The organism is Stenotrophomonas sp. YJH_SMC_135 (genome assembly GCF_059372355.1).
On sequence record NZ_JCAFVN010000001.1, the window covers coordinates 277,686 to 289,727 of the forward strand.

General features: G+C 67.1%; 15 protein-coding genes. 3 read left to right on the forward strand and 12 right to left on the reverse strand.

What is annotated here, in order from left to right; all coding sequences use genetic code 11:
* Positions 1-122: 122 nt before the first annotated feature.
* From AC5P98_RS01510 to AC5P98_RS01520, 3 genes are all read right to left on the reverse strand, one after another.
* A complete protein-coding gene (locus AC5P98_RS01510) occupies positions 123-524 on the reverse strand; it encodes a hypothetical protein (RefSeq protein WP_046429355.1) in 402 nt (133 codons plus the stop codon).
* A 176-nt stretch (positions 525-700) separates the two neighbouring features.
* On the reverse strand, positions 701-1,033 hold the full coding sequence (locus AC5P98_RS01515) for a non-heme iron oxygenase ferredoxin subunit (protein ID WP_014646265.1): 333 nt from the start codon (positions 1,031-1,033) through the stop codon (positions 701-703).
* Positions 1,030-1,569 carry a GNAT family N-acetyltransferase gene (locus AC5P98_RS01520; protein ID WP_014646266.1) on the reverse strand — a complete coding sequence of 180 codons (540 nt, stop codon included), beginning with the start codon at positions 1,567-1,569 and terminating at the stop codon, positions 1,030-1,032. The genes AC5P98_RS01515 and AC5P98_RS01520 overlap by 4 nt, the downstream gene beginning before the upstream one ends.
* Positions 1,570-1,777: 208 nt before the next feature.
* On the opposite strand from AC5P98_RS01520, the gene AC5P98_RS01525 reads away from it, so the two are divergent.
* Positions 1,778-2,428 carry a transposase gene (locus AC5P98_RS01525; RefSeq protein ID WP_049405583.1) on the forward strand — a complete coding sequence of 217 codons (651 nt, stop codon included), beginning with the start codon at positions 1,778-1,780 and terminating at the stop codon, positions 2,426-2,428.
* A gap of 396 nt (positions 2,429-2,824) precedes the next feature.
* Here AC5P98_RS01525 and AC5P98_RS01530 read toward each other — a convergent pair whose 3' ends face one another.
* The 5 genes from AC5P98_RS01530 to AC5P98_RS01550 all read right to left on the reverse strand — a co-directional run bounded on the left by AC5P98_RS01530 (position 2,825) and on the right by AC5P98_RS01550 (position 8,127).
* Positions 2,825-4,081 (reverse strand): cysteine desulfurase, encoded by a 1,257-nt coding sequence (locus AC5P98_RS01530; protein ID WP_032957821.1) that lies wholly within the window; start codon positions 4,079-4,081, stop codon positions 2,825-2,827.
* Positions 4,078-5,340, reverse strand: a complete 1,263-nt coding sequence (gene sufD / locus AC5P98_RS01535; RefSeq protein ID WP_049405940.1) for a Fe-S cluster assembly protein SufD — start codon at positions 5,338-5,340, stop codon at positions 4,078-4,080. The genes AC5P98_RS01530 and sufD overlap by 4 nt, the downstream gene beginning before the upstream one ends.
* Positions 5,340-6,104 carry a Fe-S cluster assembly ATPase SufC gene (gene sufC, locus AC5P98_RS01540; protein ID WP_032957818.1) on the reverse strand — a complete coding sequence of 255 codons (765 nt, stop codon included), beginning with the start codon at positions 6,102-6,104 and terminating at the stop codon, positions 5,340-5,342. Before sufC ends, sufD begins: the two co-directional genes overlap by 1 nt.
* Positions 6,105-6,178: 74 nt before the next feature.
* Positions 6,179-7,654 carry a Fe-S cluster assembly protein SufB gene (sufB, locus tag AC5P98_RS01545; RefSeq protein ID WP_014646271.1) on the reverse strand — a complete coding sequence of 492 codons (1,476 nt, stop codon included), beginning with the start codon at positions 7,652-7,654 and terminating at the stop codon, positions 6,179-6,181.
* Between the two features lie 17 nt (positions 7,655-7,671).
* Complete coding sequence (locus AC5P98_RS01550) at positions 7,672-8,127, reverse strand: SUF system Fe-S cluster assembly regulator (RefSeq protein ID WP_005408436.1); 456 nt, start codon at positions 8,125-8,127, stop codon at positions 7,672-7,674.
* Positions 8,128-8,336: 209 nt separating this feature from the next.
* Here AC5P98_RS01550 and AC5P98_RS01555 point away from each other — a divergent pair, with 209 nt between their 5' ends.
* Positions 8,337-8,804, forward strand: coding sequence for an SET domain-containing protein (locus tag AC5P98_RS01555; RefSeq protein WP_012479369.1), 468 nt, complete (start codon positions 8,337-8,339; stop codon positions 8,802-8,804).
* Between the two features lie 162 nt (positions 8,805-8,966).
* Entirely contained in the window at positions 8,967-9,509 is a 543-nt protein-coding gene (locus AC5P98_RS01560) for a type 1 glutamine amidotransferase domain-containing protein (protein ID WP_032957815.1), read from the forward strand.
* A gap of 72 nt (positions 9,510-9,581) precedes the next feature.
* On the opposite strand, the gene AC5P98_RS01565 is transcribed toward AC5P98_RS01560, so the two are convergent.
* The 4 genes from AC5P98_RS01565 to AC5P98_RS01580 all read right to left on the reverse strand — a co-directional run bounded on the left by AC5P98_RS01565 (position 9,582) and on the right by AC5P98_RS01580 (position 11,812).
* Positions 9,582-10,178: a YceB family lipoprotein gene (locus AC5P98_RS01565; protein WP_014646273.1), complete on the reverse strand. Its 597-nt coding sequence runs from the start codon at positions 10,176-10,178 to the stop codon at positions 9,582-9,584.
* 82 nt (positions 10,179-10,260) lie between these two features.
* Positions 10,261-10,794, reverse strand: coding sequence for a hypothetical protein (locus AC5P98_RS01570; protein WP_049405946.1), 534 nt, complete (start codon positions 10,792-10,794; stop codon positions 10,261-10,263).
* A gap of 56 nt (positions 10,795-10,850) precedes the next feature.
* Positions 10,851-11,159, reverse strand: a complete 309-nt coding sequence (locus AC5P98_RS01575; protein ID WP_014646275.1) for a DUF3861 family protein — start codon at positions 11,157-11,159, stop codon at positions 10,851-10,853.
* Positions 11,160-11,413: 254 nt separating this feature from the next.
* A complete protein-coding gene (locus AC5P98_RS01580; protein WP_010483539.1) occupies positions 11,414-11,812 on the reverse strand; it encodes an HU family DNA-binding protein in 399 nt (132 codons plus the stop codon).
* Between the last annotated feature and the right edge of the window lie 230 nt (positions 11,813-12,042).

The window sequence follows — 12,042 nt, forward strand, 5'->3', positions numbered from 1 at the left end:
GGCGAGCGCGAGCCGGCGCAGATGGGCATGCGGCGACAGGCGGGAAGTGGGTGCTGTAGAGCCGAGCCAGGCTCGGCTGGCGGGAAACGCAATCAGGCGCACGGCAACGGCCGCAGGGCGCCTCAGCTGGCGTGCGGTGCGGGCGGTGCGTGGCCGGGGTTCAACCGCAGTGCGGGATCGTGCAGCTGCCAGTGCAGGGCATCGGAGCGCCACAGCGGAACATGCGCGACCAGGGCGGCGCGCGGGGGAGCCAGTCCGGTACAGGGCGTTGTGCCCTCGCCATCCAGCGGCGGCTCCGGTACTGGCACCGCATGGCGCGGGCACTCGTCCGCCGGCGGGGCCGGCATCGGCATGGCCTGCTGAAGATCTTCAGCGTGTGCCTGCCAGCCGTAGGTGGCGGGTCCATCGCGCCCTTCGTGCAGGGCCGACCAGCCCAGCAGCAGCGTCAGCAGCAGGGCCACAGCCAACGGCCACCCATGGCGGGCAAGCTGGCACAGCGTGGCGGCGGGCGCGGGCAAAGCCATGGCGCAGGGGACGGAGTCGTTACGAAGGTGTTACGTAGAATAACATCAACGATAATGATTCGCATATGCGTGGGCGAACGAGCAGTCTGGAGGCCCGGGGAGGCCCCTGAACGCCTCTCAGCGCGCTCCGCTGGCTTCCACCCCCTGGGCGGAGTCGCCGGCGGCCGAACGCCGCGTCAATCGCGGTCGTCGCGGGTCCAGACGGCGTCGTGTTCGCGCTTCACCGGGAACTTGGGTACCGGCGTATAGGCCGGGGCGCACAGGGCGCGGCCATCGCGCACGTCGAAGCGCGCGCCGTGCAGCACGCATTCCACGCTGCCTTCGTCGGTGTTGAACTCGCCCGAGGACAGCTCGAACTCCTCATGCGTGCACTGGTCTTCCAGCGCGTACAGCTCGCCGTCGAGGTTGAACACCACGATCGGCGTGCCGGTCACTTCGTCGAACACGCTCTTCATTTCACCGGGCAGCAGCTCGTTGCCGGCACACACGAAGGTCCAGGTATCGCTCACGCGGCGGCTCCGGCCAGTGGCTTTTCCAGGACCTCGAAGCGCAGGTCGTCGCGCTTGGGGATTCCGAAGCGTTCGTCGCCATATGGGAACGGCTTCTTGATGCCGGTACGCTGGTAGCCGCGGCGCTCGTAGAAGGCGATCAGTTCGTCGCGTACGTCGATCACCGTCATCTGCATCACCGGCACCTTCCATTCGCGTGCGGCGTGCGCTTCGGCGGCGTCCATCAGCTGCTTGCCGACGCCGCCGCCCTGCTGGGCCGGATCGACCGAGAACATGCCGAAGTAGCCGTTGCCGTCGACGTCGGCAACGTGGGCGCAGGCCACCAGCTGGCCCTCGCGCTCGGCCAGCAGGATCGTGGAGCGCGGGCGGTCGAGGTCGGCCTGGATGCCTTCGGCGTCGATGCGGGCGCCATCCAGCAGGTCGGCTTCGGTGGTCCAGCCAACGCGGCTGGCGTCGCCACGGTAGGCCGAGGTGACGAGGGCGATCAGGGCGGGGATGTCGGCCGGCGTGGCGGCGCGGAAGGTCAGGGTGCTCATGGCCCCATTCTAGGTGGGGCGTGGGCGGGCGCAAATGGGGGAGTGGGGTCAGATCCCTTTCGCAACGCGAAAGGGATCTGACCCCGGCATCTACTGACTCAACGGCAGGCCATGGACCGACTGGCACGGGCCCGGAATCGGCAGATGCTCGGGGTCAGATCCCTTTGCGCAGCGAAGGGCCCTGACCCCCTGCTACCAGGAGCAGCCCATGCCAAGGCCACGGCGCATCGATGCGCCCGGATATCCGCAACATGTCGTCCAGCGCGGCAACAATCGTCAGCGCGTGTTCTTTGCGGATGGCGACCGCGTCGCCTACCTGCGCCTGCTGTGTCATCACGCAGGTCAGCAGCAGTGCCGGGTCCACGCCTATGTGCTGATGGACAATCACATCCACCTGCTGGCGACACCCGATGTGTCCGGCGGCTTGTCTCGGATGATGCAGGCGGTAAACCGGGCCTACGTGCGCCGGGTGAACGATCGACAGGGCCGCACGGGAACCCTGTGGGAAGGACGTTTCCATTCCACGCAGGTGGATACGGATCGCTATCTGCTGGCCTGCCAGCGTTACATCGAGCTCAACCCGGTTCGGGCGGGGAAGGTGGCGCATCCCGGTGACTATCGCTGGTCGAGCTATCGTGCCAATGCGCGTGGCAGGCCCAATGCGCTGCTCGAGCCGCATTCGGCATTTGAGCTGGTGGGTTCTGATGCGGATGAACGGTGCAGGCGCTATGTGGAGTTCATCGAGGCGGGTATTCCGGCGGGGGATCTGCTGGCGATCCGGCGGGCATTGCAGTCGCAACGGCGGCTGTCGGGAATGCTGGTGGAGTCAGATCCCTTTCGCGTGGCGAAAGGGATCTGACCCCGGTGTGCTGCGGGCGGTATGCCGCGTTCATCTGGTCGCGATCCGGCGGGCATTGCGGTCGCAACGGCGGTTGTCGGGAATGCTGGTGGGGTCAGATCCCTTTCGCGTGGCGAAAGGGATCTGACCCCGGTGTGCTACGGGCAGTATGCCGCGTTCATCTGGTCGCGATCCGGCGGACATTGCAGTTGCAACGGCGGTTGTCGGGAATGCTGGTGGGGTCAGATCCCTTTCGCGTGGCGAAAGGAATCTGACCCCGGTGTGCTGCGGGCGGTATGCCGCGTTCATCTGGTCGCGATCCGGCGGGCATTGCGGTCGCAGCGGCGGCTGTCGGGAATACTGGTGGGGTCAGATCCCTTTCGCGTCGCGAAAGGGATCTGACCCCGGTGTGCCGGCTCAGCCCAGAAGCTTGCGCACCTTGGTCAGCGCGGTCATGAAGCGCTCGATCTCGGCGTGCGTGTTGTAGAACGCCAGCGAGGCACGGCAGGTGGCGGCGACGCCGAAGTACTGCAGCAGCGGGTGTGCGCAGTGCTGCCCCGAGCGCACGGCCACCCCTTCCAGGTCGAGCAGGGTGGCCAGATCGTGCGCATGCGCGCCATCGATCAGGAACGAGACCACGGCGGCCTTCTCCGGCGCTTCGCCGATGATGCGCAGGCCGTCGACGCGGCGCAGCTCCTCGGTGAAGTGCGCCAGCAGTTCGGCTTCGCGGGCTTCCACGTTCTCCTGGCCGAGCTGCTGCAGGTAGTCGGCAGCCACGCCCAGGCCGATGAAACCGGCGATGTTCGGGGTGCCGGCTTCGAACTTGTGCGGGGCATCGTTGAACACGGTGCCGTCGAAGCTGACTTCCTTGATCATCTCGCCGCCGCCGAGGAACGGCGGCATCGCGTCCAGGTGCTCGCGGCGCGCCCACAGCGCACCAGTGCCGGTCGGACCGCACATCTTGTGGCCGGTGATGGCGTAGAAGTCGCAGCCGATCGCGGCGACGTCGACCTTGCGGTGCGGCACCGCCTGCGAGCCATCGACCACGGTGATGATGCCGCGCTTGCGCGCTTCACGGCAGATCTCGCGCACCGGATTGACCGTGCCCAGCACGTTGGAGACATGGGTGACCGCCAGCAGCTTGACCTCCGGGGTCATCGCCGCGCGCAGCGCATCCAGGTCCAGCGCGCCATCGGGCGTGATCTCGGCCACGCGGATGGTGGCGCCGGTACGTTGCGCGACCAGCTGCCACGGCACGATGTTGGCATGGTGTTCCATGCGCGTGATCAGGATCACGTCGCCGGCCTTCAATCGCGGCAGCGCCCACGAGTAGGCCACCAGGTTGATGGCGAAGGTGGTGCCGCTGCACAGCACCAGGTCGCTGGCGCGCACGTTGAGGAAGCGTGCCAGCTTGTTGCGTGCGCCTTCGTAGGCGTCGGTCGCTTCGCTGCCCAGTGCATGCACCGCGCGGCTGACGTTGGCGTTGTAGCGGCGGTAGAACTCATCCACCGCGCCGATCACCTGTACCGGCTTCTGGCCGGTGTTGGCGTTGTCGAAATAGACCAGCGGCTTGCCGTGCACTTCACGCATCAGCAGCGGGAAGTCGAGGCGGACGCGATCCCAGTCCGGGGCGCCGGTGCGTTCTTCGATCGGGCGTGGCGTGGACAGGTTCATGCCACACCCGCCTCGGCCAGGGCCTTGTCCAGGCGGCGTGCCAGCTGCTCGCGCAACGCGTCCGGCAGGATCTTCAGCGGTTCATGGCAGAACGCAGCGCTCAGCAGTGCCTGCGCCTGGACCTGGGGCAGGCCACGCGAGCGCAGGTAGAACAGCGCATTGGCATCGAGCTGGCCGACGGTCGCGCCGTGCGCGGCCTTCACTTCATCGGCGTCGATCACCAGCGTCGGCTGGGTATCGATCTCGGCATCGGCCGACAGCAGCAGGTTCTTGTTGGACAGGTTCGCGTCGGTGCCGTCGGCGCCTTCGCGGATCTGGATGCCGCCATGGAACACCACGCGGCTGCGGTTGGCGGCAACGCCGCGCCACAGCAGCTCGCAGGCGGTATCGCGCGCGATGTGGTCGATGCCCAGGCGGGTCTCGACGTGGCGGCGGCCATTGCCGAGCAGCACGCCGTTGGCGGTCAGCCGGGCGTTGTCGCCTTCCAGGCGCACGTTCAGTTCGTGGCGGCTGAGCGCGGCGCCCAGTTCCAGGTCCACGCGGTGGTACTGCGCGTCGCGGGCCAGCACCGCGTCCGTACGCAGGAAGCTGGTCTGGCGGGCGCTGCCGGCCTGCACGCGGGCGTGCTTGAGTACGCCATCGCGGGCGACGTGGGCATGCAGCACGGTGTTGTCCAGGTGGGCGGAGTCACCCACGCTGAAGCGATGCTCGACCACGCCGAGGCTGGCGCCGGCGCGCAGTTCGATCAGGTGGCGATGGTGCCAGGCCAGGTCGGCTTCCCCGGCGACGCTGGCGAATACCAGCTGCAGCGGCGTTTCGACCTGCACGCCTTCATCCACGCGCAGCACCACGCCTTCATCGGCCAGCGCGGCGTTGAGCCGGGCGAAGATCTCTTCGCTGCGCTCGTAGCGACGGCCAAGGAAACGCACGGCGTCTTCGCCAGCGGCCAGCGCGGCCGACAGCGGCTGCAGCTGCACGCCGGACGGCAGGGCCTGCACATCGCTCAGCGCGGCATCCAGGCGGCCGTTGACGAACACCAGGCGCGGCGCCGGGATGTCGTCCAGCAGCGCGGCGTCCAGCGCCGGGCCCTGCAGCGGCGCTGCAGCGAACGCACGGCGTTCCAGCTGGCGCAGCGAGGTGTACTTCCAGGCTTCATTGCGGGCGGCGGGCAGGCCGTCGCGCAGGGCCGCATCCAGCACTTCGCGGCGCGCATCGCTGCCACAGAAGGCCTGGGCCATGGAGTCAAGCAGGGCGCTCATCAGACCGCCGCCTCGGGCACGACCCGGTCCTTCAGGAAATCATAGCCGTGCGCTTCCAGCTCCAGCGCCAGCTCGGGGCCGCCGCTCTTGACGATGCGGCCATCGGCCAGCACGTGCACCACGTCCGGCTTGATGTAGTCCAGCAGGCGCTGGTAGTGGGTGATGACCAGGAACGAACGGTCGGCGCCGCGCAGTGCGTTGACGCCGTCGGCCACGCTCTTCAGCGCGTCGATGTCCAGGCCCGAGTCGGTCTCGTCCAGGATCGCCAGCTTCGGTTCCAGCACGGCCAGCTGGAAGATCTCGTTGCGCTTCTTCTCGCCGCCGGAGAAGCCTTCGTTGACGCCACGGTGCAGCAGTTCGTCCTTCAGGTGCAGCACGGCCAGCTTCTGCCGCACCAGCTTGAGGAACTGCATGGAATCGAGTTCTTCTTCGCCGCGCGCCTTGCGCTGGGCGTTCAGTGCCGCGCGCAGGAAGTAGGTATTGTTCACGCCCGGGATTTCCACCGGGTACTGAAACGCCAGGAACAGGCCCGCGGCGGCACGTGCTTCCGGGTCCTGCTCCAGCAGGTCGACGCCGTCGAACTGCACGCTGCCTTCGGTCACTTCGTAGCCGTCGCGGCCGGCCAGGACGTTACCCAGGGTGGACTTGCCGGCGCCGTTCGGGCCCATGATGGCGTGCACCTGGCCGGGCTTCACATCCAGCGACAGGCCCTTGAGGATTTCCTTGTCGCCGATGCGGGCGTGGAGGTTTTCGATCTTCAGCATGGTGGGGGTTTCCGTGGGGCGGGCCAGGGCCCGCCGGTAAAGAGAATGCGTTTGCGAGGGGCAGGGGCGGGCGGTCAGCCCACCGAACCTTCCAGCGAGACTTCCAGCAGCTTCTTGGCTTCCACCGCGAACTCCATCGGCAGTTCGCGGAACACCTGCTTGCAGAAGCCGTCGACGATCATCGACACCGCGTCTTCCTGGCTGATGCCACGGGCGCGGCAGTAGAACAGCTGGTCATCGGAGATCTTGGAAGTGGTCGCCTCGTGCTCGACGGTGGCGCCCGGGTTCTTCACCTCGATGTAGGGGAAGGTGTGCGCGCCGCACTGCTTGCCGATCAGCAGCGAGTCGCACTGGGTGTAGTTGCGCGCGCCCTCGGCGTTGCGGTCCACCCGCACCAGGCCGCGGTAGGTGTTCTGGCCACGGCCGGCGCTGATGCCCTTGCTGACGATCTTGCTCTTGGTGCGCTTGCCGACATGGATCATCTTGGTGCCGGTGTCGGCCTGCTGGCGGTGATGGGTCAGCGCGACCGAGTGGAACTCACCGACCGAATCGTCGCCCAGCAGCACGCAGGACGGGTACTTCCAGGTGATCGCCGAGCCGGTCTCGACCTGGGTCCAGGTGACCTTGCTGCGCGCGCCACGGCATTCGGCACGCTTGGTCACGAAGTTGTAGATGCCACCGACGCCGTTCTCGTCGCCCGGGTACCAGTTCTGCACCGTGGAGTACTTGATCTCCGCATCTTCCAGCGCGACCAGCTCGACCACCGCGGCGTGCAGCTGGTTCTCATCGCGCATCGGCGCGGTGCAGCCTTCCAGGTAGGAGACGTAGGCCTTGTCCTCGCACACGATCAGGGTGCGCTCGAACTGGCCGGTGTGGCCGGCGTTGATGCGGAAATAGGTGCTCAGTTCCATCGGGCAGCGCACGCCCTTGGGAATGAACACGAAGCTGCCGTCGGAGAACACCGCCGAGTTGAGCGCGGCGAAGTAGTTGTCACCGACCGGCACCACGGTGCCCAGGTACTGGCGCACCAGCGCCGGGTGTTCCTTGATGGCCTCGGACATCGAACAGAAGATCACGCCCTTCTCGGCCAGTTCCTTGCGGAAGGTGGTGCCCACGGATACCGAGTCGAACACCGCATCCACCGCCACGCCGGCCAGCTTGGCGCGCTCGTGCAGCGGCACGCCCAGCTTGTCGTAGGTGTCGAGCAGTTCCTTCGGCACATCATCCAGCGAGGCGTACTTCGGGCCCTTCGGCGCGGAGTAGTAGCTGAGCGCCTGCAGGTCGATCGGCGCGATCTCCAGCTTGGCCCAGTCCGGCATCGGCAGGGTCAGGAAGTGGCGGTAGGCATCCAGGCGCCACTGCGTCATCCACTCCGGCTCGTCCTTCTTGGCCGACAGGGCACGGATGGTGTCCTCGTCCAGGCCCGGCGGCAGGGAGTCCGACTCGATCTCGGTGATGAAGCCGGCCGAATACTTGCGGCCGAGCTGCTCGTGGATCTCGCGGTTGGGGGTGTCGTCGTGGGCGACGTTTTCGATGGTTTCGGTGGCCATGGGGGGCTGCCTACGGATCAGGAGACGACGTCGACAGCGATGGTGCGGCGCTGTTCGTCATCGGCAAGGGGGAGAGGGGGCAGGATCTGCGCGAGGGTGACATCGCGCAGGGCCTCGGAGACCACGTCGTTGATCAGCCGCCAGCTGCTGCGCGCGCCGCACTTGGGCGCCATGCCGCACTGGTGGTGGTCGTGGCTGCATTCGGTCAGGGCCAGTGGCCCTTCCATCGCTTCGACCACTTCGAACAGCGAGATCTCGATGGCCGGGCGGGTCAGGCGGTAGCCGCCACGGACGCCACGCAGGCCTTCGACCAGGCCGGCCTGGGCCAGTGGCTTGAGCACCTTGCTGACGGTGGGCGGCTCCAGACCGGTGAATTCGGCCAGCTCGGTGGCACTGAGCACTTCGCCCGGACGGGCGGCGAGCACGGTCAGCACGACGGTGGCGTAATCGGTGAGTTTGGTGACGCGCAACATGGGGATGCGAGTGGTTCTTAAAGCGGACTGAAATTGTACGCTTTTATTCGCCACCATCCAACCCGGGCATTCAGCCGGCGCTTGGGCCAGGCCGGGAGGACACACCGCGGCCGTTGCCGGGGCGCAATGCTGCGCCAACGGGGTGATTTTCGCAATCACCCGGAATGGGCGAGAATCCCCATTCCATTCGCTGCAAACAGCCCTCGCCGATGCCGAAGAAGATCCAAGCCCGCAAGTCCGCCATCCATGGCAACGGCGTGTTCGCCGTGGCCCCGATCAAGCAGGGCGAGCGCGTGATCCAGTACAAGGGCCTGCTGCGCAGCCACGGCGACGTTGATGCCGATGACAGCGGCGACGTCGAAAGTGGCCATACCTTCCTGTTCACCCTCAACGATGACTGGGTGATCGACGCCAACTACAAGGGCAACGACGCGCGGTGGATAAACCACAGCTGCGACCCGAACTGCGAGGCGGTGATCGAGGAGGACGAGGACGGCGACAGCCGGGGCGACAAGGTGTTCATCGAGGCACTGCGTGATATCAAGGCCGGCGAGGAGCTGACCTACAACTACGGCATCACCCTGGCCGAGCGCCACACCGCCAAGCTGAAGAAGATCTGGGAGTGCCGTTGCGGCTCGCCCAAGTGCACCGGCACGATGCTGCAGCCCAAGCGCTGATCGGTACCGGGTAGTGCCGGCCGCCGGCCGGCAAGGCGCAATCCAGGTGCCGGCCAGCGGCCGGCACCACCCGGCGGCTCTCCACCTGCCGTGCACGACAGGGTCACCGCCGCGCAAGGGCCGTTCTTCCATTCTGTGGGCTCCCCCAACCGGAGTGCCTCCATGGCAGAGCGATTGAAGGGCAAGCAGATTGCCATCCTTGCCACCCACGGCTTCGAACAGTCTGAACTGATCGAACCCAAGCGTTTGCTGGAAGCGGAAGGGGCGCGCGTCAGCGTGGTCTCGCCCGCAAAGGAAGCGACGATCAAGGGCTGGAAGGAGAAGAACTGGGGCGACGCCGTCGCGGTGGATATCCCGTTGGATGAGGCGGATCCTGCACGCTTCGATGCGGTGGTTCTGCCCGGCGGGGTCATCAATCCGGACACACTGCGCACCGATGATGCCGTACTGGCCTTCATCCGTTCAGTGGATGAAGCCGGCAAGCCCGTGGCGGCGATCTGCCATGGCCCGTGGCTGCTGATCAACAGCGGCCTGGCCGATGGCCGCGAGCTGACCTCCTGGCCTTCCCTGCAGCAGGATCTGGCGAACGCGGGTGCGACATGGCGCGATGCCGAGGTGGTGGTCGACGGCAACGTCATCACCAGCCGCAAGCCGGATGACATTCCGGCTTTCAGCGAGGCGGTGGTAAAAGCGCTTGCCGCCTGATGCGCTACCGGTAGTGCCGGCCGCTGGCCGGCAGATGCAGTGACGTGCTGCCGGCCAGCGGCCGGCACCACCTCATTTGCCCAGCAGGCCTGCCGGTACCAGGTTGCCCAGGTTCTGGTTGAAAGTGACCACCAGCTTGCCGTTCTTCACCTGTGCCGACTGCACCTGCAGGGCGCCGAGCACCCCGGCCACGGCCGGGTCCAGCTTGTAGATCGGTTCGCGCTGGGCGTAGTCGCTCAGCCACGCATTGAGCAGGCCACGGGTGCGCGAGTCGAGGCGGCCGCCCTGGTTGGCCGGGGTGAAGTCATCCACGCTCGGCTGCTGCAGGTGAAAGCCCTGGGTCTGCGCGTCGTAGCGCAGGCCGCTGCTGAGCTTCACCGTGCCCAGTCGGGCCGGGTTGCCGCCGGCGGTGGCCAGCGCGACGTCCATGCCCAGGTTCAACCGTTCGCCGGCCGGAAGGCTCAGCTGCGGGTGGCTCATGGTCAGGGCGATCAGGCCGCCGAGGGCGTCCTGGGTGCGCGGGAAGCTGCCATCGAGGTACTGCTGCACGTCGCTGGCGCCCACCGACAGTTCGCGGCCGGAAATGGAGGGAGCCGCCTGTGCACCGATCGCAGCGGCGATCAGCACGGTGGAGGCCGCGAGGCGGGTCATCAGGGAACGCAGGCGCATGTCGGTGACCGGTGGGAAGCAGATGGATGGATCAAAGAGTAGCCGCGCAGGCTGAATCGCGCGTGCATGCCGCTGCAACGGTTCAGTCCAGCGTTGGACGCAGCTGTGCCGACTGGATCTGCCAGGCGCTGCCGTCACTGCTGGGCTGCACGCGGTACCAGCCGCCGAAGCGGAACGTGCCATTGGCGGTGACCGCACGGATCTGCACAGGGACTTCAAGCAGCCGCGGTGGCTGCCGGTCATCTCGGGCGATCGGGGTATCGCTGTGCAGGCGCAGCGTGCGCAGGTCCTGCAGCTGCCGCAGCGCGGCGTCGTCTGCATGCCGCGGGTCGCCGGGTGGGATCGTCCAGGCAGCATCGCTGGCGGCGCGGTCGCGGTTGAGCAGTGCGGCGACGTAGCGGTTGAGCATCGTCGACGGCGGCTCTGCGCCGTCGTCGACGGCGGACAGCAGCGTCATATCGCTCGCCTGCAATGCTGCGGGAACGGGACCGGGACCGGTGTCCGCTGCTGCGGCGACGGGAGCGGACGCTGCCGTGATGTGATCATTCGTCTGTGCCGCCGGGCGTGAACAACCCAGCAGCACCAGTGGTGCGATCAGGAACAGGATCCTGCGCATGCCCGCCTCCTCCCCGAGGCAACCTGGAGGGCGGCAGTGTATCGGTTGCGCCGCTATCAGCGGGAGGAGGGCAGCTGCTCCAGCGCGTCCAGCGCCGGCAGGACCTGGCCGGCGATGGCGGCCAGTGCGTGGCCGTCGGTCTCGGCGTGGCGCTGTACGATGTCGCGCAGCAGCTGGGTGGCGATCACCAGGGTCGCGCGCTCGTCGCCACTGATGCCGGCGGTACGCGGGGCCGCTTCCAGCAGGCGCATCAGGTCGCGGCCGGCGCGGTGTTCCAGTTCGATGGTGCAGCGCCCGGTGCACTGCAGCCCGTCCTTTTCGATCGGGGTTACCGAGATCCGGTAGCGGGTGGAGGGGCTGGCCATGAGGGTGTGCTCGCCGTAGCTGTGGAGGATGTGCCCACCATAGGCAAGGCCACGGCTGGCGGCGACGGCCGGCGCTGCACGCAGTGTTCCACCCGGTACGTTCCGCGCCCTTTGCGGAGCACCGGCAGCCAATGCTGGCGGGCCTGTACGGGGATTGCCGGGGCCGCGGCAACGCTGTGTTGCGGGGTGTGGTGCGGACAAAAAAAACGGGACGGCCAGAGCCGTCCCGTCGGAATCCGCGTTGGGGCGCGCGCTTACAGCGCGGCGTCCTTCAGCTTCTTCAGCGGACGCACCTTCAGCTTGGTGGTGGCCGGCTTGGCAGCGAACCACTGCTCTTCCTTGGTGAACGGGTTGATGCCCTTGCGCTTCGGCTTGGCCGGCACATTGACGGTGGTGATCTTCAGCAGGCCCGGCAGGGTGAACGAGCCAGCGCCCTTCTTGTGCACCGAGGAGGCGACGGCGCTTTCCAGCGAGGCCAGCACAGCGCGGACGTCCTTGGCGATGACGCCGGAGGCTTCAGCGATGTGTGCAACCAGGCCGGACTTGGTCAGCACTTCCTTGATCGGCTTCGGAGCGGCCGGCTTGGCGGCTGCCTTCGTCGCGACTTTCTTCACTGCCTTCTTCGGGGCAGCCTTCTTAGCGGTCTTTGCCATGGTTTCCTGTTCCGTGAACGGTTGGTTGTGTGGTCGGCGCCGAACCCCGTCGGCAAGCGCAATGTAGGGCAACTCTCGGGCGCCGCCAATAGCCCGAAGCGCGGAAAGTGCATGTTTTTTCATATCCAGGCCGATTCAGTACATGGCCGGCGGTGGGGGACGGGGGCGCTGCAGCGTGCGCGATGGCTGCTGCCTGCCCGTTGCTGGAATGTGCGAAACCACTGAAAACA